The 24,419-nt window shown below is 71.6% G+C and carries 16 protein-coding genes; 14 read left to right on the top strand and 2 right to left on the bottom strand.

The annotated features are described in order from the left end of the window. The first annotated feature begins 1,674 nt into the window (after positions 1 to 1,674). The 5 genes from OHA30_RS07245 (at position 1,675) to OHA30_RS07225 (ending at position 11,925) form a co-directional block, all read left to right on the top strand. Positions 1,675 to 3,441 (top strand): hypothetical protein, encoded by a 1,767-nt coding sequence (locus tag OHA30_RS07245; RefSeq protein ID WP_328912966.1) that lies wholly within the window; start codon positions 1,675 to 1,677, stop codon positions 3,439 to 3,441. Then, a complete protein-coding gene (locus OHA30_RS07240; protein ID WP_328912965.1) occupies positions 3,438 to 7,109 on the top strand; it encodes an amino acid adenylation domain-containing protein in 3,672 nt (1,223 codons plus the stop codon). Before OHA30_RS07245 ends, OHA30_RS07240 begins: the two co-directional genes overlap by 4 nt. Further along, positions 7,106 to 8,089, top strand: a complete 984-nt coding sequence (locus OHA30_RS07235) for a hypothetical protein (RefSeq protein ID WP_328912964.1) — start codon at positions 7,106 to 7,108, stop codon at positions 8,087 to 8,089. Before OHA30_RS07240 ends, OHA30_RS07235 begins: the two co-directional genes overlap by 4 nt. A 106-nt stretch (positions 8,090 to 8,195) precedes the next feature. Further along, positions 8,196 to 10,124 (top strand): ABC transporter ATP-binding protein, encoded by a 1,929-nt coding sequence (locus OHA30_RS07230; protein WP_328912963.1) that lies wholly within the window; start codon positions 8,196 to 8,198, stop codon positions 10,122 to 10,124. Then, the gene (locus tag OHA30_RS07225; RefSeq protein ID WP_328912962.1) at positions 10,105 to 11,925 is read left to right on the top strand and encodes an ABC transporter ATP-binding protein; all 1,821 of its coding nucleotides are present in this window, start codon (positions 10,105 to 10,107) and stop codon (positions 11,923 to 11,925) included. Before OHA30_RS07230 ends, OHA30_RS07225 begins: the two co-directional genes overlap by 20 nt. A gap of 48 nt (positions 11,926 to 11,973) precedes the next feature. Here OHA30_RS07225 and OHA30_RS07220 read toward each other — a convergent pair whose 3' ends face one another. Beyond that, positions 11,974 to 13,356: a cysteine desulfurase/sulfurtransferase TusA family protein gene (locus tag OHA30_RS07220; RefSeq protein WP_328912961.1), complete on the bottom strand. Its 1,383-nt coding sequence runs from the start codon at positions 13,354 to 13,356 to the stop codon at positions 11,974 to 11,976. Positions 13,357 to 13,593: 237 nt separating this feature from the next. Here OHA30_RS07220 and ctaC point away from each other — a divergent pair, with 237 nt between their 5' ends. From ctaC to OHA30_RS07200, 4 genes are all read left to right on the top strand, one after another. Continuing rightward, positions 13,594 to 14,553, top strand: a complete 960-nt coding sequence (gene ctaC, locus OHA30_RS07215) for an aa3-type cytochrome oxidase subunit II (RefSeq protein WP_328912960.1) — start codon at positions 13,594 to 13,596, stop codon at positions 14,551 to 14,553. Then, positions 14,550 to 16,289 carry an aa3-type cytochrome oxidase subunit I gene (gene ctaD, locus OHA30_RS07210; RefSeq protein ID WP_328912959.1) on the top strand — a complete coding sequence of 580 codons (1,740 nt, stop codon included), beginning with the start codon at positions 14,550 to 14,552 and terminating at the stop codon, positions 16,287 to 16,289. Before ctaC ends, ctaD begins: the two co-directional genes overlap by 4 nt. Beyond that, positions 16,286 to 16,684 (top strand): cytochrome c oxidase subunit 4, encoded by a 399-nt coding sequence (locus OHA30_RS07205; protein ID WP_328912958.1) that lies wholly within the window; start codon positions 16,286 to 16,288, stop codon positions 16,682 to 16,684. Before ctaD ends, OHA30_RS07205 begins: the two co-directional genes overlap by 4 nt. Before the next feature lie 174 nt (positions 16,685 to 16,858). Next, entirely contained in the window at positions 16,859 to 18,145 is a 1,287-nt protein-coding gene (locus OHA30_RS07200) for a L,D-transpeptidase (RefSeq protein WP_328912957.1), read from the top strand. A 25-nt stretch (positions 18,146 to 18,170) separates the two neighbouring features. Here the strand turns inward: OHA30_RS07200 and OHA30_RS07195 are convergent, their stop codons facing one another. After that, positions 18,171 to 18,590, bottom strand: a complete 420-nt coding sequence (locus tag OHA30_RS07195; RefSeq protein WP_328912956.1) for a hypothetical protein — start codon at positions 18,588 to 18,590, stop codon at positions 18,171 to 18,173. A gap of 234 nt (positions 18,591 to 18,824) precedes the next feature. Between OHA30_RS07195 and ctaE the strand changes: the two genes are divergently transcribed. From ctaE to trpD, 5 genes are all read left to right on the top strand, one after another. Next, positions 18,825 to 19,445 (top strand): aa3-type cytochrome oxidase subunit III, encoded by a 621-nt coding sequence (gene ctaE, locus OHA30_RS07190; protein ID WP_328912955.1) that lies wholly within the window; start codon positions 18,825 to 18,827, stop codon positions 19,443 to 19,445. Positions 19,446 to 19,525: 80 nt separating this feature from the next. Beyond that, positions 19,526 to 20,332 (top strand): cytochrome bc1 complex diheme cytochrome c subunit, encoded by an 807-nt coding sequence (qcrC, locus tag OHA30_RS07185; RefSeq protein WP_328912954.1) that lies wholly within the window; start codon positions 19,526 to 19,528, stop codon positions 20,330 to 20,332. Continuing rightward, complete coding sequence (gene qcrA, locus OHA30_RS07180; protein WP_328912953.1) at positions 20,329 to 21,381, top strand: cytochrome bc1 complex Rieske iron-sulfur subunit; 1,053 nt, start codon at positions 20,329 to 20,331, stop codon at positions 21,379 to 21,381. Before qcrC ends, qcrA begins: the two co-directional genes overlap by 4 nt. Then, positions 21,381 to 23,012: a cytochrome bc1 complex cytochrome b subunit gene (gene qcrB, locus OHA30_RS07175; protein WP_328912952.1), complete on the top strand. Its 1,632-nt coding sequence runs from the start codon at positions 21,381 to 21,383 to the stop codon at positions 23,010 to 23,012. The genes qcrA and qcrB overlap by 1 nt, the downstream gene beginning before the upstream one ends. 280 nt (positions 23,013 to 23,292) lie before the next feature. Continuing rightward, positions 23,293 to 24,363, top strand: a complete 1,071-nt coding sequence (gene trpD / locus OHA30_RS07170; protein WP_328912951.1) for an anthranilate phosphoribosyltransferase — start codon at positions 23,293 to 23,295, stop codon at positions 24,361 to 24,363. Positions 24,364 to 24,419: the final 56 nt, after the last annotated feature.

Below are 24,419 nucleotides of genomic sequence, written 5' to 3'. Positions count from 1 at the left end.
GGGTTGGTCCTGGATGCGCTGGCCTCCGAACCCGCTCGGCCCGGGTGCTCCGAGGGCGGACGTGAACCCGCCGGGCCGCCGGGGCCGGGGCCGGGCTAACCTCGCCGTTGCGTCGGCCCCGGATGCGCTGGCCTTCGAACCCGCTCGGCGCGGGTGCTCCGGGGCGGACGTGAACCCGCCGGGCCGCCGGGGCCGGGCCAACCTCGACGACTGCGCCGAGACTTCCGGCCCAGGCGGCCCCGGGGGCGGGGGCCAATCCGCAGCGTCGGCCCCTGGACGCGGGCCGTCCACCCGGGCCGTTGCGCTGGGCCCCGGGCACTTCGGGTAAGCCCGGGAGCGCTGCCCCCGACCCCGAGTCACGACCTGACTCAGCCTCACCTCGGCCCCCCCGAAGCGGACTTTGCCCGGACCCAGCCTGGCCCGGGGCCGCGGGTCCGCTTCGCTCGGCGCGCGGTTCCGGGTGCAGGGCCGTGCCGGGCGCCACCCGCCCCGGGCCGGGGTTGGCTCTGGTTCGCGCGGGTGCGGGCACTGCGGTTGCCCTCGGGTCTGCTCCGAGCTCGGGTGGCCCAGGCAGGCGTGAGCCTGGCGCCTTTGGTCGGGGACGTGAGCCCACCCGGGGCCCGGTACCCCGGCCGTAGCGCCGGACTTCGAGCCCGCTCGGTTCCGGACCCGAGCGGCGGGCCTGGCTGAAGCTCACTTCGGCTCTCCGCCTCGGGGCCTGCCCGGACCGGGGCTTCGGGTCCGCTTCGCTCGACGTGCGTTTCCAGGCCCCGCCCCCGGCCGGGCAGCCCCCGGATTCCTCGGCCTCGTCCATCTCCCGCGTCCGGGAGCGTGCCGGCCCTGCCGGGCCGCGGACTCCGGCTCTGCTGACCGGGCTTGCCCCGGGCTCTCGGGTCCGGGACCCGGCCGCGGGTCCGGTTCGCGCAGCGCGCGTTTCCGCGTGCAGGGCCGTGTCGGGCTCCGCCCTGACTTCCGGCCGTGGGCCCGGCCCGCCCCCGGGCCGCGTCGGGCGTCGCCCGGCTCTGGCTGCGAGACCGTCCGGGGCCGCCCCGGCCCGTTGGCTCTGGTTCGGCGGGCGGGGGCCCGGCCCGCCCCCGGCCGCGTTCGCCCCCGGGCGCAGCCCGGCCCGCCCCTGCCCCGGCCTCCCGGCCGGTCGGTGCCGGTTCGCGTGCGTGCGGGCGCTGCCCCGGCGCTCGGGGCCCGGGGCGGTGTGCCCCGGAAAAGGGGGAGGTGGGGGCAACCGGCGTGGAGGAAGAACGGGTCCGCTCGCGTCCGCTTTGCGGATTCGAAATCCTGCTATCAGCTATTCGCAGAGCCACGTCGAATATCTCGCCGCCCCTTCCGTCACCATCCTTGACAGCTTCTCAGACCCCATGCAAAGCTCCGGATGGGAGCGCTCCCACAAAAGAGCGCCCAACGGGGGATGCAGGCACGCGAGGAACCGCTCCAGAGCCGTCCAGGGCCGTTCCCCGACGATGCGATTCAATTGTCATTCCCCTTTTCGCGCTGCCCATCCGGGTCGGATCACGCCCTCCGGTGGGTCGCATTCCGGAAAACCGCGCACAGGCGGGACGCCAGGCGCGGTTCGTATCGGCATGGGGGAAATGACCGGTGGAACGAAAGAACAAACGCGACGTATGGGTGGAACACCTTGACGGTGTTCGCAATCCCGAAGTGCTTTTCTCCGGATCCGCGGGCCAGGGCCTTCTGCAGTTGCTGACCCTGGACGGCTCCGTGCCGTACCAGTCGGCCGCCGCGGGCCTGACCATCCACGAACGCGCCCTGCTCCAGCACGTCCTCGGGCGCCGCGAATTCACGCTGGAGCCGCCCGGCGGCCCCGGCGGCCCCGGCGACGGCGCCGAGGGGTGCGACGTCCTCGTCGCCTTCTCGCCGCTGGGCAAGCTCACCCTGCACGTCACCGAAGACGACCCGCCCGACCCCGCCGACGTCGTGGCGGGCCTCAGACTGCCGCGCTGGCTGCTGGAGATGGCCGAAGAGGAGACCGCGGCCGAACAGGCCCTGGAGGACCGCGAGCAGGCCGGTCTCGACGCCATGCTGGCCGACTGGCGCGGCGACGGCACCCTCGGCGACCACCTGGAAGAGGTCATCGACTGGGTCGAACGCGTCGAGACCGTCTTCCTCTGGATCGGCCGCCGCGTCTTCTCACGCTCCGACAGCGGCTCCTCGACCCTGATCCGCGGCAACGCCCTGCCCGCGCTGCGGGACCGCGACCTCCCGGAGTGGACCTGGGAGGAACGGCTCCTGGTCGCCGGACTGCACCTGCTCTTCCGCAGCGGCGGCCCGATCAGGTTCGAGGAGTTCAACGGCCGCCAGCTCACCGCCCGGGCGCTGCGCACCACCCTGCTGCGACGTATCTGCGTCTACGGCCGGCACGCCCGCCCCGGCGCCGCCGCCGCGCTCTCCGCCGACATCGCCACCCTGCCGCTGGAACGGCTCGCGACGCTGGCCGGCGAACTCGCCGCCGACGCCGACAGCGGCCCCGGCATCCGCTACCGGCGGGTCAACGGACTGACCTACGCCAAGCAGGAGTTCATCGCGCCCTGGGACCCCGAGGACCGCCGGGTCCAGGACATCCCCCCGGTGCTCGCCGCCCTCGCCGCCCGTCGGCTCGGCGACACGGAGCCGGCCGCGGCGAACGTCCAGGACCTGGTCCGCACGGTGACCGCCCGCGCCGTCGAGGCCGCGGTGCTGGACGGCCGGGCCACCGACCTGGAGGAGGTGGTGGAGGCCATCGTGCTCGGCGCGACCCTGGCCACCGGCGGCGACTACGCCATGTCCAGCGGCATCCGCGACCTGTCCCAGCTGGAGGGCGGCGACATCGAGCCCGTACTCGACCTGAAGAAGGGCGACTTCTTCTGCTGCGTGCTCCCCACCCCCCGGATCGCCGAGGACCTGGCGGGCGACCGCCTCTCGGAGATCCTGTGGATGGTGGCCCAGCGGATGATGTACAACCGCTGGCACTTCATGCCCGGCAACTACTCGCGCGGCGCCATCCCCCGCAAGCGCCACTACTTCTTCTCGCCGATCCTCCCCGACATCGGCGAGTGGGGCGGGCTGCGGCACGGCGGCCATGTCCACTCCCAGGTCCGGTACACGCTGCGGGCGCCCGGCGCCGCGATGTGGATGCCGCCCTTCGCGCCGTACGGCCACCCCTACCGCGGCACGTTCGACATCCGGGTGGTGCGCATGGAGGGGCCGCCGTTCACCGTGGAGGACCTGCGGACGGCGTGTCGTTACACCCATCTCATCGACGTCTTCTGGCGCCAGCTCACCGACAGCGTCCGCTCCGGCGGCCTGGCGGCCCCGCAGATCACCGCTTTCGACGCCGACTGGTACCGCGGCGAGCGGTGGCGCGAGCCGCTGACCCTGGCCGCCGGTACGGCGTCCCCACTCACCCGTAAGGAGGTGACCATCCCGTGACGGCCGAAGTCGCAGGCCCCGTGGGCCGTGAGGCGTCCGCGGCGACCCACCAGGTCGTGGTCAACGCCGAGGAGCAGTTCTCCCTGTGGCCGCTGGACCGGCCGCTGCCCGCCGGGTGGAAACCCGAGGGAGCGGCCGGCAGCCGTGAGCGATGTCTCGCCCACATCGCCGAGACCTGGACCGATCTGACGCCCGCCTCGCTGCGGACCGGGGAGCGCGTACCGGCCGCGCGGGGCCACGACCCCCGGCCGGCCGACGGGCCCCCGCGCTGGTGGCACGAGACCGTCGAGGCGCCCTACGCCGAGCCCGGTGTCTCCGGCGCGGTGGGGGAGCGGGTGCCCGTCGACGACGTCGGCATCCACACGCTGATCGACGACCGCAACGCCCGCGCGCCGCACGAGATCGCCGTCCGCTACGGGCAGCAGACCATCACCCGGGCCGAACTCGACGCCCGCACCGCCGCGTTGGCCCGGCGGCTGGTCGGCGCCGGGGCCCGCCCCGACCACCCGGTGGCCGTACTCCTGCCGCGCTCCGCCGACGCCGTGGTCGCGATCATCGCGGTGCTGCGCTCGGGCGCGCCCTACCTGGCGCTGTCCGTCAACGACCCGCAGGCCCGGATGGCCACCATCCTGCGTGACGCGGGCGACCCGCTGGTTGTCACGGACGCCGCCGGCCGCGAAAGGCTCGCGGACTACGGCGGTACGGTCGTGATCCCGGCAGACGGACCGGCCGACGAAGCCGAGGAAGGTGCCGAAGGAGCCGCGAACGCCGACGCCCTCCCCACCGTCACCGGCGCGCACCTGGCCTACATCTCGTACACCTCGGGGACCACCGGCGCCCCCAAGGGCGTGCTCGGCACCCACTCCCAGCTGGTCAACTACGTCCGCTGGTGCGCCGACGAGTTCGCCATCGCCCCCGGCGAACGGGCCCTGCTGCACGCCCCGCTGTACTTCGTCGGCTCGGTGATGACCCTCTTCACGGCGCTCGCCGTCGGCTGGGAGCTGGACGTCGCCCCGGAACCCGTGGCGTTCGACGACCTGGCCGACCTGGCCCGGGCCGGCTCCTGCGGCTTCCTCAAGCTGACCCCGTCGCACGTACGGGCGCTCACCGCGCTGGGCACGGTGAACGGACTCGCGAGCCGGGTCATGATCGGCAGCGAACCGCTCCATCTGACCCCCGCGTTCGCGGCCTGGATCGCCGGCAGCCCCGGCGCCAGGTTCGCCAACCACTACGGCATGAGCGAGACCTGCGGCTGCACCTGGCACTGGGTCGGCGGCGACGAGCCGGAGGGCGAGCGGCTGCCGGTCGGCCGGCCGATCCACAACGCCGAGGTGCACATCGTCGGCCCCGACGGCGAGCGGCTGCCGCACGGCGAGGTCGGCGAACTGTGCATCGCCGGCGCCGTCACCGGCCGCGGCTACCACGGCCGGCCCGTGCTGACCGCCGAGCGCTGGACCCCGCACCCCTGGGGCCGTCCTGGCGAGCGCCTGCTGCACACCGGCGACCTCGCGCGGATGACCGCCGACGGCACCGTCGAGGTGCTGGGACGCGGCGACCGGCAGGTCAAGATCCGCGGTCACCGCATCGAACTGCCCACCGTGGAGGACGCCCTGCTGCACTGCCCCGGCGTACTGGAGGCCGTGGTCTCCGCGACGCCCGACGAGGGAGGCTCCGCCCGGCTGACAGCCTACATCCGCCCGGCCGAGGGCGCCGGGCCCCAGGCCGGGGAGCTGCGCGAGCAGTTGCTCAAGGTGCTGCCTGAGCCTTCGGTGCCGTCGCGCTTCTTGCTGGTCCCCGGTTTCCCGCAGACGCCGAACGGCAAGATCGACTACGCCCGGCTGGCCGAGAGCCCCGTACTGCGGCCCGACTCGGCAGGCCCCTACCGGGCCCCGCGCACCCCGGCCGAGGAGTCCCTGTGCGCGGTGTTCGCCCGCGTGCTCCAACTGGACCGGGCCGGCGCGGACGACGACTTCTTCGAGCTGGGCGGCGACTCGCTCAACGTCGTGCAGATCGTCACCGCCGTCGAGGACCTGGGCATCGACCTGACCATCGGGGAGCTCTTCGACGCCCGCACCCCGGCCGCGCTCGCCGCGCTGATCGGCGGCCCGCGGACCGCGGCGCCTGTCGCGGGGGCGCCCGGGACCTCCGCGAGCGCGGACGTCCGTCTCGCCCGGCAGCCGGTGTCCGCCGCCGACGAGCCGCGGACGGCCCCCGACGGCGACAGCGCCACGCTGCCCGTGCCCTTCTCGGCCGAACCCGGCAACGGGCCCATGACGTGGGGCCAACTGCACATCTGGCGGCCCATGCAGTGGTTCGGCGCCGATTCGGCGGCCTTCAACATCAAGCGCGTGGTGCCGCTGCCCGAGCGGGGAGTGCCGCTGTCCGCGTGCCGTACGGCGCTGAGCCGGCTGATCGAGGCCCACCAGGCGCTGCGCACCCGGTTCACCGAACAGCCCGACGGCACACGGCAGATCGTCGCCGCGTCCAGCGCCCATCTCGTCGAGGTCCATCAACTGCCCGAGGGCGCCGACCCGCAGGAGGCGGCGGCGGAACAGGCGGGCAGGCTCGCCGCCATCCCCTTCCGGCTCAGCAGCGAGTGGCCGGTGCGCTTCAGCCTGGCCTGCCGGGACGGGCAGGTGCACGCCGTCGCCGTCGTGGCCTCGCACGTCGCCGTCGACGGCTGGGGCATCGAGCGGATCACCACCGACCTCGCCGCGATGCTGGTCCCCTCCACCGCCCCCCAGTCCGCGCCCGCCGGGTCCCCGGCCGCCAGCTGGCAGCCGCTGGAACAGGCGGCCTTCGAGCGCTCCGAGCGCGGCCGCCGCAAGGACGCCCGGGCGATGGAGTTCTGGCGCGAGCGGCTCGCCGAGGTGCCGGACACCGCGCCCGCCAGGGCCGCCGGCGCCCCCGCCGACCCGCCGGTGCAGCGCTGGGTCATGCGGTCGACGGCGCTGGCCGCCGCGTCCGCCGAACTGGGCCGGCGCACCCGTACCTCCAGCTCGACCGTCCTGCTCGCGCTGTCCGCCGTCGCCCTGTCGGCGCTGCGGGCCGAACCGGTCGTCGCCCTCCAGCTGATCGCGGGCAACCGCTACACCCCGCGGCAGCAGCAGCTGGTCTCGGCCGCCGCGCAGGACGCCCTGCTGGTCTTCCGGCAGGAGGACGCCTCGCTGGACGACACCGTCCGTACCGTCTACCGGCAGGCCACCGAGGGGTACTTCCACGGGCAGTACGACCCGCTGTCGCTGGCCGCGCTGCTCGACGAGGTCCGGCGCTCGCGCAGGCACCCCCTCGATCTGTCCGGCTACTTCAACGACGCCCGGCTCGGCCGCGAGTGGTACCTCCCGAGCGGCCCGGACGACCCCGATCCGCTCACCCTGCGGTCGGCGCAGGGGCCCGTCCTGGCGCAGGGCTTCCAGCGGCACGACATGACCTTCTGCCTGTCGCTCGCCCAGCGCGGCGCCGAGTGCGAGGTCTCGCTGCTCGCCGACACCGCCCACCTCCCGCAGGAGCGCGTCCCGGCCGTCCTCACCGGCCTGGAGTCCCTGCTGTGCGACGCGGTCGACCGCGAGGTGCCGCTGTCCGAGATCCCCGCCGCTCTGGGCCTGGCCGGCCTCGCCCGACCGGCGGCGCACCACGGCTCGCCCACGGAAGACAGGACCCACTCATGACCACCGCCCACACCGACCCGGCGGGCCTCGCCGGACTCCTCAGCACGCAGGCGCCGGAGCTGCCGGACACCGAGCTGCCCCCCGACGGCCGCTACCAGCTGACGACCACCACCGTCCGGGCCATGGACGAGGCCGTCAACGCCACGCTGCGGGCCGGCTTCCGGGGCCGCCCGGCGGAGGACTTCCCGACCCTGGTCGTCGGCTGGGGCCGCTGCCGGGTCGGCTCGACCGCCATCACCAACCTCTTCGGCATCGCGGGCGTCCCCGCCTACTACCAGCCGGTCAAGACGATCGCCCGGTACGAGCTGACCGGCGGCACCGGCTCGCCGTTCGTGCTGCCGGACGGCGAGACGGCGCTGTTCGCCAAGGAGATGGCCGGCCCGTATCTGGCCTACGAGTGCCTGTTCAACCCGATACGGAACCTGATCGAGTCCGGCTGGCCGGCCGACCGGCTGCGGCTGCTCGTACTGGACCGGGAACCGGTGGCGAGCATGGACTCCTGGATGGCCAAGTGGGAGGAGAGGATCGGCCGCTCCCGCGTCGTCGACAACTTCCTGCTGGCCACCGCCAACTACCCGGTGGTGCGCCGCTACGCCGAGAGCGCCGGCGTCCAGGTCACCCACTTCCCGTACGAGGCGAGCAGGCAGCCGGAGACGACCGTCGCCCGGCTCTTCGGCCGGCTGGGGCTCTCCGACCGCTACCGCCCGGACATCCTCACCGGCTGGGGCGCCGCGGGCGATCTGAACTCCGAGAACGCGCTGGTGCGTTACCCGGCGGAGCCGGAGGCGTATGTCGTGCCCGGCATCCACGGCAACGAGAAGGACTACCGGTTCCGGCAGCGGACGATCAGCCGGCTCACCGAGGAGGAGCAGGACATGGCGCGGGCCCCGGAGGTCCGCGACCGCTATCTGGAGTCGGTCGCGCGCTGTTGCGACGACCTCGGCATCGGTGAGCCGCTGCGCGCGGAACTCTTCGGCTGATCCACGGACCCGGGCCGCGGGCGTGCCGTTCGGCGCGCCCGCGGCCCGGGTCCGGCCGGAGTCCTCCCCTCACCCACTGCCGTCCGCCCACCTACAACGGAGAGACATGCCGGACACCGTGGCCGCTGCCGCCGCACGCAGCGGACTGCTGCAGGAGGCCGTGCAGCAACGTTGGAAGATCGCCGGGCTGATGCCCTCGGCCGGGAAGGGCCTGTCGTCCGCCGCGCTGGTGGTGAGCGTGCTGCGCGGCGCGCTGCCCGTCGCCTTCGCGGTCGCCATCAGCACCGCCGTCGGCCGTATCCCCGGCGCGGTCGCCCAGGGCTTCGGCTCGGCGGCCGGACACCGTCTGCTGTGGGGGCTGTCCGCCGCCGCCGTGGCGCTGCTGCTCCAGCAGGTGCTGGAGCCGGTGCAGACCGCGATCGGCGAAGTGCTGGCCCAGCGCGTCGACGGGGTGATGCACGACCGGCTGATCGCCGCGGCCCTGGGCAGCGTGGACCTGGCGCCACTGGAGGACCAGAAGGTACTCGACCTGCTGGAGGAGGCCACCCGCGAACTGGAGTCCGCCTTCCGCACCCCGGGCAGCGCCTTCGCCGGACTGGTCGCGCTGGTCGCCCGCTATGTGCAGCTGGCCGGCTTCTGCGTCGTGGCCGGGGCGCTCTTCTCCTGGCTCGCCGCCGTCGGTCTGGCCGCCGTCGCCGTCCTGTTCCGGATCGGGCAGCGCGGCGGACTGCGGCGCTACGCCCGGGTCATCCGCGCGGTCACCCCGACCCGCCGGGAGGCCGCGTATCTGCGCGACCTGGCCATGGGGGCGCCCGCCGCCAAGGAGATCCGGGTGTTCGGCCTGGTGGAGTGGCTGACCGCGCGCCACCGGCGGGTGCACCGCTCGGCGATGGAGCCGGTGTGGCGCGAGCGCCGCCGGATCTATCTGCTCCCCTTCCTCGGCTACCTCGCCGCGGGGCTGCTGATCGTCGGCGCGACCTTCGCGGGCCTGGGCAGATCCGCCGCCCACGGCCATCTCTCGCTCGCCGAGCTGGCGCTCACCGCGCAGGCGGCGCTGGCCGTCGTACGGCTCGGCGACTTCTACCCGGAGGCCGACACCCAGACCCAGTACGGGATGAACGCCGCCGACGCCATCGCCCGGTTCGAGCGGGCCATGCCGGCGGCCGACGCCGTGCGCGTACCCGCGCGCCCGGAGGCCCCCGTGGTCGCGGCCGACTCCGACCGGCCGCCCGGCCTGGAGTTCCGCAAGGTCGTCTTCCGCTACCCCGAACGCGAACAGCCCGTCCTCGACGGCCTGGACCTGCGGATCGAACCGGGCGTGTGCACCGCACTGGTCGGCGTCAACGGAGCCGGCAAGACCACCATCGTCAAGCTGCTCGCTCGGCTGTACCGGCCGACCGCGGGAAGCGTCCTGGTGGACGGCACGGACATCGGCGCCCTGCCCGTCGACCAGTGGCGCCGCCGGCTGGCCGTCATCTTCCAGGACTTCACCCGGTACGAGGTCTCCGCGGCCGACAACATCGGCTTCGGCGCCGTCGAGGCCCTCGACGACCGGGCCGCGATCCGCGCCGCCGCCGAACGCGCGGGCATGCTGCCGGTGCTCGACGCGCTGCCGCACGGGCTGGACACCGTGCTCTCCCGCCAGTACCCGGGCGGCACCGATCTGTCCGGCGGCCAGTGGCAGCGGGTCGCGCTGGCCCGCGCGCTGCTCGCGCTGAGCCGGGGCGCGTCCGTACTCGTCCTCGACGAACCCACCGCCGCGCTCGACATCCGGGCCGAGGCGGAGTTCTTCGCCCGGTTCAGGGAGCTGACCCGCGGCAGGACCTCACTGCTCATCTCGCACCGGTTCTCCAGCGTCCGGCACGCCGACCGCATCCTCGTCCTCGAACACGGCCAGGTCGTCGAATCCGGCAGCCACGACGAACTGGTCGCGGCCAAGGGCCTGTACGCCAGGCTCTTCGCACTCCAGGCGGACCGTTTCACCGACGTCGTCCGTACCGACGAAGGGAGCGCGGATGTTCCGCGGAACCGCTGAACTGCTGCGCATGTCCTGGCGGCAGGACGCGCGCAAACTGTCCGTCGCGCTCGCGCTCATGGCCGTCAACGCCGTGGCCGCGCCCCTGGCCGCGCTCTGGCTCAAGAAGCTCACCGACGACGTGGTGGCAGGACACGCGGCCGGGGCCGGCGCGGACGGCGTCGTCGTCGCCCTGTGGATACTCGGGGCGCTCACCTCCGCCCACTTCGCGCACATCGCCTACTTCGAGATCTCCGAACTCAATGTGCTGACCATGGACGGCCGGCTGATCGCCCTGACCAACGGCGCCGGCGGCCTGGAGCACATCGAGAACCCCGAGTTCGCCGACGAACTGGTCCAGCTGCGGCAGGAGATGCAGCGCATCGGCGAAGGACTCCAGGCGATACTCGCCGGGTCCTCGCTGGCCGTGTCCATGATCGTGACCGGTGTCCTGCTGGCCTCGGTCGAACCCCTGCTGCTGGTCCTGCCGGTGCTCGCCCTGCCCTCCCTCTACGCGGCCCGGCGGGTCGCGGCGATCCTGGACGAGGCCCGCGAACGCAACGCCTCGGACACGCGCTCGACCCTGCACATGCTGCGGCTGGCCACCACCGCCGCCACCGCGAAGGAACTGCGCACCCTGCGGCTCGCCGAGCAGATCCGCGGCCGCCGCCGTACCGCCTGGGAACGGTCCAGCCGCCGGCTGGCCCGCGCCCAGCTGCGGGCGGCCCTGTGGCAGATCGGCGGCCAGACGGTCTTCGCCTGCGGCTACGCGGGCGGCCTGCTGCTCGTCGTGCGGACCGTGATCAACGGGCACGGCACCGTCGGCGACGTCGTCCTCTCCATCGTCCTCGCCGCCCAGGTCAACCAGCAGGTCGGCGCGGCCGTGCCGCTGCTCCAGCAGCTCCAGCGCTCCGGCCGGGCGCTGCGGCGGCTCGCCCGGGTGACCGCGACGGTCACCGGAACGCCGGTCACCGCGGGCCCGACGCTCCCCGCCCCCCGCGCCGGAGAGGCGCTTCCCCAGGTGCTCCGCGCCGGCATCGAGCTGCGCGGCCTCGGTCTGCGCTACCCCGGCGCGGACCGCGCGGTCGTCTCGGGGGTCGACCTGACGCTCCCGGCGGGCACCACCGTGGCGATCGTCGGCGAGAACGGGGCCGGCAAGACCACCCTGGTCAAACTGCTGTGCGGACTGCTGGCCCCGACCGAGGGCCGCATCCTGGTGGACGGTGTCGACCTGGCCGCCGCCGAGCCCGCCGCCTGGCGGGAGCGGACGGCCGTGGGCTTCCAGGACTTCGTACGCTTCGAGTTCGACGCCCGCGAGACGGTCGGCGTCGGCGACCTGCCGAGGGCGGCCGACGACGAGGCCGTCACCGGCGCGCTGCGCCGGGCCAGCACCGAGGGCATCCTGCGCCGGCTGCCCGACGGCCTGTCCACCGCCCTGGGCAAGAGCCGCCCCGGCGGGCTCGAACTGTCCGGCGGCCAGTGGCAGCAGCTGGCGCTCGGCCGGGCCATGATGCGCGAGCGGCCGCTGCTGCTGGTCCTGGACGAGCCGACCGCCGCGCTCGACCCGGAGGCCGAGCACCGTCTGTTCGAGCAGTACGCCCGCAACGCCTCCAGGGTGAGCGGAACGACCGGCGCGATCACCGTCCTGGTCTCGCACCGCTTCTCGACGGTACGGATGGCCGACCTGATCGTCGTGGTGGCCGACGGCGGCATCCAGGACGCCGGCACCCACGACGAACTGACCGCCCGCGGCGGGCTGTACGCCGAGCTGTACGCCGTCCAGTCCGCCGCCTACCGGGACGCCGGCGCCCTCGGCGGCTGACCGCCCCGCCAACTGGCCGGGAAGGGGCCGGGAAGGGGCCGACCGGGCTCAGCCGCGGCGCCGCACCACGTACGCGGCGCCGCGCTCGGCCGGCCGCTCCCCGACGTACTCGTGCTCCCGCATCGCACACCACGCGGGAATGTCCAGCCGCGCGGCCTCGTCGTCGGACAGTACGGTCACCAGGCCGCCGACCGGCACCTCGTCGATCACCTTGGCCAGCTCGATGACCGGGATCGGGCAGCGCTTGCCCAGCGAGTCCACGATCAGGACCGTCGGGTCGCCGCCCTCGGGCACGGACGCCCGCGCGGGCTCGGCCCGGGGCGCCCCCAGCCGGGACCTGACCTCGGCCACCACGCCCGGCAGCACCGTGAGGAAGCGCTCGACGTCGTCCTCGCCCGTCCCGGCCGGCAGCGAGACCCGCACATTGCCCTCGGACAGCACGCCCATCGCCTTGAGCACATGACTCGGCGTCAGCGTGCTCGACGTGCACGACGACCCGGACGACACCGAGAACCCGGCCCGGTCCAGACCGGTCAGCAGCACCTCGCCGTCCACGTACAGACACGAGAAGGTCACCAGGTGCGGCAGCCGCAGCGTGGCGTGCCCGACCACCTCCGTGTCCGGGACCAGCTCGGGCACCCGCGCCCTGATCCGGTCCACCAGCGCCGACAGCCGCGCCGACTCGCGCGCGGCCTCGTCCCGTACCGCGCGCAGCGACGCGGCGGCCGCGACGATCGCCGGCAGGTTCTCGAAACCGGGCGCCCGTCCCGACTCCCGCTCGTCCGCCGGCCCCTGGTACGCGAACCGGGTGCCCTTGCGCACCGCCAGCAGGCCCACCCCGGGCGGCCCGCCCCACTTGTGGGCGCTGCCCGCCAGCAGCGACCACGGGCCCTCCACCGGGCCCCACGCCAGCGACTGCGCCGCGTCCACCAGCAGCGGCACCCCCGCCGCGCGGCACGCGGCCGCCACCTCGGCGACCGGCTGGACCGTACCCACCTCGTGGTTCGCTGACTGCAGAGCGGCCAGCGCGGTGTCCGGGCGCAGCGCCGCCGCGAAGTCCTCCACCGCGACCCGCCCGGCGCGGTCCACCCCGACCGCCGTGGTGTCGTACGCCTCGGCCGCGTGCAGCACCGCCGAGTGCTCGACCGCGGAGAGCACCAGATGGCGGCCGGTCCTGCGCCGACCGGCGGCGGCGCCCGCCACCGCGGTGTGCAGCGCCCGTGTCCCCGAAGGAGTGAAGACGAGTTCGTCGGGGCGGCAGCCGACCGCCTCCGCCGCCGCCTCCCGCGCCGCGTCGAGCAGCAGCCGGGCCCGCCGCCCCTCGCGGTGCAGCCGGGCCGGATCCGCCCAGCCCTCGTCGAGCGCGGCGATCAGGGCCTGACGGGCCACCGGGTGCAGCGGAGCGGCCGAAGCCATATCGAAATAGGACACGTCAGCACGCTACAACCACCGTCGACCGCAAGGTCAGATGGCCGCGGAGTGCCGATCCGCGCACTTCGGAGTGAGGCCCCGGCGCGTTGGACCCCCTCCCCGCGCGACCCCAAATAGCGTCCAGTAGGGTTTGGTCCGCATAAACATCCACACCTATTGCCCCGCGCCATGGGACGACCGATCAGCAGACGGCCGGAACACTCGGACGCGCGGGCGAGACTCTCGGGAAGGCGCTACGTGAGTCCCAACGGCTCCGACCGCTCGTCGCGGCGCCCGATGCGGCGGATCCTGCCGCAGGCGCTGGCCGCGGGCCTGGTCCTTGCGACCGCCACAGGCTGCTCGTACAAGGACTATCCCCGCCTCGGTATGCCCAGCCCGGCCACGGAGCAGGCACCGCGGATCCTCGCCTTGTGGCAGGGTTCCTGGGCCGCCGCACTGGCGACCGGTGCGCTCGTCTGGGGCCTGATCCTGTGGAGTGTGATCTTCCACCGGCGCAGCCGGACCAAGGTCGAGGTCCCTCCGCAGACGCGTTACAACATGCCCATCGAGGCGCTCTACACGATCGTCCCGATCATCGTCATCGCGGTGCTGTTCTACTTCACGGCCCGGGACGAATCGAAGCTCCTGGAGACCTCCAAGAAGCCGCAGCACGTGATCAACGTGGTCGGCTTCCAGTGGAGCTGGGGCTTCAACTACGTCGAGAACGTGGACGGAAACCCGGCCACCCCGGCAAAGGTGCCGTCGGAGCTGTCCGAGATCCCGGCGAACAAGCTGCTGCTGCCGGCGGGTGCCGAGGGCGTCTACGACACGGGCACCCCGGCCAGCCGGAACCCGGAGAACGGTCTGCCCGGCCCGACGCTCTGGCTTCCCAAGGGTGAGACGGTGCGCTTCGTGCTCACCTCGCGTGATGTCATCCACTCCTTCTGGATCGTGCCGTTCCTGATGAAGATGGACGTCATCCCCGGGCACACCAACGTCTTCGAAGTGACGCCCAGCAAGATCGGCCTCTTCAAGGGCAAGTGCGCGGAGCTGTGCGGTGTGGACCACTCGCGGATGCTCTTCAACGTGAAGGTCGTCACTCCCGCCGAGTACCGGCAGCACCTCAAGGACCTGGCGGCCGAGGGCCAGACCGGTTACATCCCGGCCGGCATCGCCACCACGGGCAACGCGAAGAACTCGGAGCCCAAGACCACATGAGCATTCTCAACGAACCGCAGGGCGCGGCCCCGGCCGATGACTCCTACGAGGACGAAATCCCGCTCCGCACCAAGAGCCCCGGCTCCGTGGTGATCAAGTGGCTGACCACGACCGACCACAAGACCATCGGTACGCTCTACCTGGTCACGTCGTTCGCGTTCTTCCTCATCGGCGGCGTGATGGCGCTGCTGATGCGCGCCGAGCTGGCCCGCCCGGGCAACCAGTTCCTGTCGAACGAGCAGTTCAACCAGGCGTTCACGATGCACGGCACCGTGATGCTGCTGATGTTCGCGACACCGCTGTTCGCGGGCTTCACCAACTGGATCATGCCGCTGCAGATCGGCGCGCCCGACGTGGCGTTCCCGCGGCTGAACATGTTCGCCTACTGGCTCTACCTGTTCGGCTCGCTGATCGCGGTCGGCGGCTTCCTCACCCCGCAGGGCGCGGCCGACTTCGGCTGGTTCGCGTACTCGCCGCTGTCCAGCGCGGTCAACTCGCCCGGTGTGGGCGCCGACATGTGGATCATGGGTCTGGCGCTGTCCGGCTTCGGCACGATCCTCGGCGCGGTCAACTTCATCACCACGATCATCTGCATGCGCGCTCCCGGCATGACGATGTTCCGCATGCCGATCTTCGTGTGGAACGTGCTGCTCACCGCGGTGCTCGTGCTGCTCGCCTTCCCGGTCCTGGCCGCCGCTCTGCTCTGCCTGGAGGCCGACCGGAAATTCGGGGCGCATGTCTTCGACGCGGCCAACGGCGGAGCGCTGCTCTGGCAACACCTCTTCTGGTTCTTCGGCCATCCAGAGGTGTACATCATCGCGCTGCCGTTCTTCGGGATCATCTCCGAGGTCATCCCGGTGTTCAGCCGCAAGCCGATGTTCGGCTACATCGGTCTGGTCGCCGCGACGATCTCCATCGCCGGCCTGTCCGTGACGGTGTGGGCGCACCACATGTACGTCACCGGCGGAGTCCTGCTGCCGTTCTTCTCGTTCATGACGTTCCTCATCGCGGTCCCGACCGGTGTGAAGTTCTTCAACTGGATCGGCACGATGTGGAAGGGGTCACTGAGCTTCGAGACCCCGATGCTCTGGGCGATCGGCTTCCTGATCACCTTCGCCTTCGGCGGTCTGACCGGTGTGATCCTCGCGGCCCCGCCGCTGGACTTCCACGTCTCGGACTCGTACTTCGTCGTCGCGCACTTCCACTACGTGGTCTTCGGCACCGTGGTGTTCGCGATGTTCGCGGGCTTCCACTTCTGGTGGCCGAAGATGACCGGCAAGATGCTGGACGAGCGGCTGGGCAAGATCACCTTCTGGACGCTGTTCTTCGGCTTCCACGGCACCTTCCTGGTCCAGCACTGGCTGGGCGCCGAGGGCATGCCCCGCCGGTACGCGGACTACCTGGCCGCCGACAACTTCACCACCCTGAACACGATCTCGACCATCGCCTCCTTCCTGCTCGGGCTGTCGATCCTGCCGTTCCTCTACAACGTCTGGAAGACCGCCAAGTACGGCAAGAAGGTCGAGGTCGACGACCCCTGGGGTTACGGCCGTTCGCTGGAGTGGGCGACTTCCTGCCCGCCGCCGCGGCACAACTTCCTCACCCTGCCGCGTATTCGCTCCGAGTCCCCGGCGTTCGACCTGCACCACCCCGAGATCGCGGCGGCCGACGCGCTCGCCCACCGCGAAGGTGACAAGGCGCTCTCCGGCAGCGCGGGCAAGGAGGCCGGGCAGTGAAGATCCAAGGCAAGATGTTCCTCGGGCTGGCCACCTTCATGCTGGCGTCGGCCATCGTCTACGGCTTCTGGTCCAAGGAGGCCGTCGGCACCACCGCGCTCTTCCTGTCCTTCTCGCTCTGCACGATGATCGGCTTCTACCTGGCGTTCACCGCCCGGCGGGCCGACACCGGCGCGATGGACCGGGACGACGCGGACGTCGCCGACGAGGCGGGCGAGCTGGGCTTCTTCAGCCCGCACAGCTGGCAGCCGCTCGCCCTGGCGACCGGCGGCTCGCTGGCCTTCCTGGGCATCGTCTTCGGCTGGTGGCTGCTGTTCTTCTCCCTGCCGGTGATCGCGATCGGCATCTTCGGCTGGGTCTTCGAGTACTACCGCGGCGAGGCTCGCACGCAGTAGTACCGGCTGACCCGTACAGCCGGTACGACACAGCACGACGGGCGGGCCCGGCACCTCACAGGTGCCGGGCCCGTTCCCGTTCCCCCGTGCTCCTCGGGCGGCACGCCCGGCCGCACTCACCGCTTTGCACGCTCTCACCGCGCGGAATCCGGTGGCCGTTCCTACGTTGGGCGCATGAGCCACCTACGCAGCAGTCACCGCCCCCGACGCCGGATACCCCTGCGCCACGCGCTCCTCGTGGCGCCGCTCGCGCTCGGGGTCGCCGCCTGTGCGGGCCACGGCAACCCGCTGGCCGACGCCCCCTACAAGTCCGCCGCCAAGGTCTCCTACGGCGAGGCGGCGGGCGGTAAGGCCAACCCCGCCAAGCCGCTCGAGGTCTCCGTCCCCAATGACGGCAGCCGGATCACCGATGTCACCGCCACGGACGCCGCAGGACGGTACGTACGCGGCGAACTCAGCGCCGACGGACGTCAGTGGCACTCCACCACCGCACTGGCCTCAGGAGCCCACTACACCGTCCGGGTGAGCACCGAGGACTCCGGCGGTCACCCCGGCCGCAAGACCCTCACCTTCGACACCACCCCCGCCGACGCCGGCCTGCACGTCACCTTCGGCCCGGACGCCGGGACGTACGGGGTCGGGCAGCCCCTCACCGCGGCGCTCAGCGTCCCGGTCAAGGACCAGGCGGGCCGCGCGGCGGTCGAGTCCCACCTCCAGGTCACCTCGATACCCCAGGCCGCGCCCGGCTCCTGGTACTGGGTCGACGACCGCACCCTGCACTACCGGCCGCAGACGTACTGGCCCGCCCACGACGAGATCACGGTCCGCAGCACCCTGCGGGGCGTCCAGGTCGGGAAGGGCCTCTACGGCGGCGACGACAAGCCGCTCACCCTGCACACCGGCGACCGGATCGAGGCGCTGACCGACGCCTCCACGCACGAGATGACCTTCAAGGACGACGGCAAGGTCGTCCGCACCATCCCGGTCACCACCGGAAAGCCCGGCTTCGCCACCCGCAACGGCATCAAGGTCGTGCTGGAGAAGACGCAGTTCGTGCGGATGCAGAGCCAGAGCATCGGCATCGCGGCCGGCAGCTCCGACTCGTACGACCTGCCCGTCTACTGGGCCACCCGCGTCACCTGGAGCGGGGAGTACGTGCACGCGGCGCCCTGGTCGGAGGGGTCGCAGGGCTCCGCCAACACCAGCCACGGCTGCACCGGTATGAGCACCGCCAACGCCGAGTGGTTCTTCGACCACGTGCGGATCGGCGACGTCGTCCAGGTCCTCCACAGCGAGGGCGCCGAGATGACCGCCTTCGACAACGGCTACGGCGACTGGAACCTCAGCTGGGCCCAGTGGCAGAAGGGCAGCGCGCTGAGCAGCAGCGGCGACCAGGGACGGACCAGCGAGGTCAACGCCCCCGCCTCCGTCCCCGCCCGCCTCCGCCCCGAACCGGCCTGACGGCCGGTGTCCACTGCCGGTGTGACTATCGGGTCGCGACGGCCGTGCCGGACGCCGCGACCCGGCGGCGCAGCAGCGTCGCCAGCGTCTCGCTGAGCGCCACCGGGTCCACCGGGTGGGTGACCGCGGCGTCCGCGCGGCTCCAGGTGGCCAGCCACGAGTCCTGCGGGCGTCCGATGAGCACCAGCACCGGCGGGCACTGGAAGATCTCGTCCTTCACCTGCCGGCACACCCCCAGGCCGCCGGCCGGCGCGGCCTCGCCGTCCAGCACACAGACGTCGATCCCGCCCTTCTCCAGCTCGCTGAGGACAGTGGGCATCGTCGCGCACTCCACGTACTGCACCGGCGGCAGGTCTGCGGCGGGCCTGCGGCCGACGGCGAGCCGGACCTGCTCCCGGGTGTTCGCGTCGTCGCTGTAGACCAGCACCGTGGCGGTCGCCTGCATCGTGGCTCCTCCTCGTGAAGGATTTCTCAAGTGGGTCGGATCGTACTCCCGCCGAGCCCTCCGCGAGGAGGGCCCCGGCCCTTCGAAGATCCGGCGGACTGACCGTCATCCCTTGTCGGACGCCTCCCGTCGCTCGTTCGAGGGAGGGGCGAACTAGGCCGGGCGGGTCGCTGGGAGCCCTTGACACACCGAAGGGGGACCCCCGGAGTGAGCGCCGGATAAGCGACCGACATAATGTCGGACGTGGCGACAGCAACAGCAGTAGAAACCGGGCACGCGCACCCGTCGGTCAACCGGCCGAACCTCACCAGCGTCGGAACCATCATCTGGCTGAGTTCCGAGCTGATGTTCTTCGCGGCCCTCTTCGCGATGTACTTCACCATCCGGTCGGTCACGGGTGCCGACTTCTGGGCGGAACACGCCGAGGCGCTGAACGTCCCGTTCGCGGCGACGAACACGACGATCCTCGTGCTCTCCTCCCTCACCTGCCAGATGGGCGTCTTCGCCGCCGAGCGCGGCGATGTGAAGAAGCTGCGCTCCTGGTTCATCGTGACCTTCGTGATGGGCGCGGTGTTCATCGGCGGCCAGATCTTCGAGTACACGAATCTGGTCAAGCAGGACGGGATCTCGCTGAGTTCCGACCCGTACGGCTCGGTGTTCTATCTGACGACCGGGTTCCACGGACTCCACGTGACGGGTGGTCTGATCGCGTTCCTGCTGGTCCTCGGCCGGACGTACGCGGCCAAGCGGTTCACCCACCAGCAGGCCACCGCAGCCATCGTCGTGTCCTACTACTGGCACTTCGTCGATGTCGTCTGGATCGGCCTCTTCGCCACGATCTACCTGATCAAGTAGTCGGTCACGCACCGCACCACGGTTCCAGACAGACCCAGCCAGAAGCATCGACACAAGAGATCCTGACACCGGGGTAATCCGTGAAAAAGCTCTCCGCACGACGACGCCACCCGTTGGCGGCGATCGTCGTTCTACTCTTCGCGCTCGCGGCCACCGGGGGGCTGTACGCCGCGTTCGCGCCGGCGACCGATGCGCAGGCCGACGCGTCGCAGTCCCTCAAGATCGAGCAGGGCAAGAAGCTGTACTCGGTCGGCTGCGCCAGCTGCCACGGCATGTCCGGCCAGGGCAGCTCCGACGGCCCGAGCCTGATCGGGGTCGGCGCGGCCGCCGTCGACTTCCAGGTCGGCACCGGCCGGATGCCGGCGCAGCAGCCCGGCGCGCAGATCCCGAAGAAGAAGGTCATCTACACGCAGGACGAGATCAACCAGCTGGCCGCGTACGTCGCCTCCCTGGGTCCCGGCCCGGCTGTGCCCGGCAAGGACCAGTACAGCCCGACCGGCGCGGACGCGGCCAAGGGCGGCGAACTCTTCCGCACCAACTGCGCCCAGTGCCACAACTTCGTGGGCAAGGGCGGTGCGCTGACGGACGGCAAGTTCGCGCCGAGCCTCAAGGGCGTCGACCCCAAGCACGCCTACGAGGCGATGCTGACCGGCCCGCAGAACATGCCGTCCTTCCCGGACAGCACTTTGCCCTCGGACACGAAGGCGGACATCATCGCCTACCTGAAGGCAGTGAACAGCGCCGACAGCCCCAACCCGGGCGGCTTCACGCTCGGGAGCATCGGGCCGGTGTCGGAAGGTCTGTTCGCGTGGGTCTTCGGACTCGGTGCGCTGATCGGGATCTCCACCTGGGTCGCCGCCCGCACGACTAAGGCCAAGAAGTCATGAGCGAGACTGGACCTGACAACGACGTGCCAGAGAACCTGCCGGAACACGGCGCCAACGAAGGCGAAGTGGCCAAGCCCGATCCGTTCGCGAATCCCGGGCTGCCCCCCCACGAGCACCGCCGCCAGGACATCGACGAGAAGGCCGCGAAGCACTCCGAGCGAGTGGTGGCGGGGCTGTTCACCCTGTCGATGCTCGGCACCCTCGGGTTCATCGCGTCCTTTGTGATCTTCCCGGTCGACAAGATCGTCTACATCTTCCCGTTCGGTCACGTCAGCGCGCTGAACTTCTCGCTCGGTCTGACGCTGGCCGTGGCGCTGTTCGGCATCGGCGCGGGCGCGGTCCACTGGGCCCGCACGCTGATGTCCGACGAGGAGATCGCGGACGAGCGCCACCGGATCGACGCGGACGACGCGCTGCGCGAGAACGTACGGCAGCAGTGGATCACCGGTGCCAAGGAGAGCGGCTTCGGCCGCCGCAAGCTGATCCGCAACACCATGTTCGGCGCCCTGACGCTGGTGCCGCTGGCCGGTGTGGTGATCCTGCGCGACCTCGGTCCGCTGCCCGAGGACAAGCTCCGGCACACCGCGTGGGCCAAGGGCAAGGCGCTGATCAACACCAACACCAACAAGCCGCTGCGTCCCGAGGACGTCGTCGTCGGCTCGCTGACCTTCGCCCAGCCCGAGGGGCTGGAGGAGTCCGACGAGGACTTCCAGGAGCAGATCGCCAAGGCGGCCCTGATGATCGTCCGGCTCAAGCCGGAGGACATCAAGGACAAGCAGGAACTCGACTGGTCCCACGAGGGCATCGTGGCGTTCTCCAAGATGTGCACCCACGTCGGCTGCCCGATCAGCCTGTACGAGCAGCAGACCCACCATGTGCTGTGCCCGTGCCACCAGTCGACCTTCGACCTGACGGACGGCGCCCGGGTGATCTTCGGTCCCGCGGGCCACCCGCTGCCGCAGCTGCGGATCAGCGTCAATGGTGAGGGCAACCTCGTCGCCCTCGGCGACTTCGAGGTGCCCGTCGGTCCGGCCTTCTGGGAGCGCTGATGAGTACGACCACCGAAAACCCGACCCGGCGCGGGCCCACCAACCCCGGTGAGCGCGTCGCGGAGTGGACCGACAAACGGCTCGGCATCTACACGATGGCCAAGGCCAACCTCCGCAAGATCTTCCCCGACCACTGGTCGTTCATGCTGGGCGAGGTCTGCCTCTACAGCTTTGTGATCCTCATCCTCACGGGTGTGTATCTGACGCTGTTCTTCCACCCCAGCATGAACGAGGTCATCTACCACGGCTCCTACGCGCCCCTCCAGGGCGTGCCGATGTCCGAGGCGTACTCCTCGACGCTGAACATCAGCTTCAACGTCCGCGGCGGTCTGCTGGTCCGGCAGATCCACCACTGGGCGGCGCTGATCTTCATCGCGGCGATGGTCGTGCACATGATGCGCGTCTTCTTCACCGGCGCGTTCCGCCGGCCGCGCGAGATCAACTGGGTGTTCGGCTGGCTGCTGCTCTTCCTGGGCATGTTCACCGGCTTCACCGGCTACTCGCTCCCCGACGACCTGCTCTCCGGCACCGGTGTGCGGTTCATGGAAGGCGCGGTCCTCTCCACGCCGATCGTCGGCACCTACCTGTCGATGTTCCTGTTCGGCGGCGAGTTCCCGGGGCACGACTTCGTGGCGCGCTTCTACTCGGTGCACATCCTGCTGCTGCCGGGTCTGATGGCCGGTCTGCTGGTCGCGCACCTGATCCTGGTCTTCGTCCACAAGCACACCCAGTTCCCGGGCGCGGGCAAGACCGAGAAGAACGTCGTCGGCACCCCGCTGCTGCCGATCTACACGGCCAAGGCGGGCGGCTTCTTCTTCCTGGTCTTCGGTGTCATCGCGGCGGTCGCGGCGGTCGCCACGATCAACCCGATCTGGTCCATCGGCCCCTACCGGCCGGACCAGGTCTCCACGGGAGCCCAGCCCGACTGGTACATGGGCTTCTCCGAGGGCCTGATCCGGATCATGCCCGGCTGGGAGATCAGGGGCTGGGGTCACACCCTGGTCCTCGGCGTCTTCATTCCGCTGATGATCTTCCCGCTGGTGATGATGGCCATCGCGGTCTACCCGTTCATCGAGTCCTGGGTGACCGGCGACAAGCGGGAGCACCACCTGCTGGACCGGCCGCGCAACCGTCCGGTGCGCACCGGCTTCGGTGTGGCCTGGCTGACGCTGTACTTCGTGCTGCTGATCGGTGGCGGCAACGACATCTTCGCCACGCACTTCCACTTGTCGATCAACGCGATCACCTGGTTCGTACGCGTCAGCTTCTTCGTGGCGCCGGTGCTGGCCTTCATCGTGACCAAGCGGATCTGCCTGGGGTTGCAGCGGCGGGACCGGGACACGGTGCTGCACGGCCGGGAGTCCGGCATCATCAAGCGGCTGCCGCACGGTGAGTTCATCGAGGTGCACGAGCCGCTCTCGCAGCAGCAGCTGCACGTGCTCACCGCGCACGCCCAGCCCAGGCCGATCCACCTCGGGCCCGAGGTCGACGAGAACGGTGTCGAGCGCAAGGCCGGCCGGATCGCCAAGGCGCAGGCGAAGCTCTCGCAGGGCTTCTACGGCGAGCACAGCCAGATTCCGAAGCCGACGGTGGAGGAGTACGAGGAGATCACGAGCGGACACGGTCACTAGGCCGCTCGCGCTGAGCGTCGCCACGACGCGGCTCCGCCGTAGGGCGTTCGGTTGTCGCCCGACCCTCCGCCGGTGACCGGTCACCCGCGCAGTTCCTCGCCCGGGGGTGCCCCCAGCGCCCCTGGGGTGGCGGGGTTCGTGAGCACAGTCGCGGTCCGTCGTGGTCGCCCGCGCAGTTCCCCGCGCCCCTTCAGAGGCGCGGGGAACTGCGCGTTTGGGTCAAGGTCGGAGCCGGTAGGCTGCACCCGCTGAGATCGTGGACCTTTTCAGGAGCGTGACCATGAGCGTTGTGAACCCCGCCGGAGGCACCCGCACGGCTTCGCGCTCCTGGCCCGACGTCCTCAGCGCCCTGATCGCGGGCCAGGACCTGAGCGGGGACGACACCGCCTGGGCGATGGACTCGATCATGAGCGGCCAGGCCACCGACGTGCAGATCGCCGGGTTCGCCATCGCGCTGCGGGTCAAGGGCGAGACCGTCGCGGAGGTCTCCGGCATGGTCCGGGCGATGTACGAGCACGCCACCACCATCCAGGTCCCCGGCCGTACCGTGGACATCGTCGGCACCGGCGGCGACCGGGCCAAGACGGTCAACATCTCCACGATGTCCTCGATAGTGGTGGCCGGCACCGGCGCGAAGGTCGTCAAGCACGGCAACCGGGCCGCCTCCTCCGCCAGCGGCGCCTCCGACGTCCTGGAGAAGCTCGGCGTCAACCTCGAACTGTCCCCGCAGCGGGTCGCCGAGGTCGCCGAGGAGGCCGGGATCACCTTCTGCTTCGCCGTGCGGTTCCACCCGTCGCTGCGCCATGTGGCCACCGCCCGCGCCGAGTTGGGGGTGGCCACCACCTTCAACTTCCTCGGGCCGCTGGCCAACCCGGCCCGCGTGCGCAGCCAGGCCACCGGTGTCGCCGACCCCCGGATGGCACCGATCCTCGCCGGGGTGCTGGCCGAACGCGGCTCCTCCGCCCTGGTGTTCCGCGGCGACGACGGCCTGGACGAGCTGACCACCACCGCCACCTCCCAGGTGTGGGAGGTGCGGGACGGCAAGGTGACACAGTCCGCCTTCGACCCCCGGGACGTCGGCCTCGACCTGGTCCCGGTCGAGGCGCTGCGCGGCGCCGACGCGTCCTACAACGCCGATGTCGCCCGGCGGCTGCTGGCCGGCGAGCGCGGGGCCGTACGGGACGCGGTGCTGCTCAATTCGGCGGCCGCGCTGACCGCGCTCGCGCCCGAGGCCGGCTCCGGGACGCTGGAGGAGCGGATCGCCGAGGGCCTGGTAACGGCCGCCGAGTCCATCGACTCCGGGGCCGCGGCCGCGGTGCTGGAGCGCTGGGTCGCGGCGAGCAACGCGTAGGCCGTACCGCCGAGTTGGCGGATCGGAACAGGGCGCCGTCCATTTCGCGGACGGCG

The sequence above is a fragment of the Streptomyces sp. NBC_00223 genome (genome assembly GCF_036199905.1).
GTDB lineage: Bacteria > Actinomycetota > Actinomycetes > Streptomycetales > Streptomycetaceae > Actinacidiphila.
This window is presented reverse-complemented; position numbering and strand designations above follow the sequence as displayed.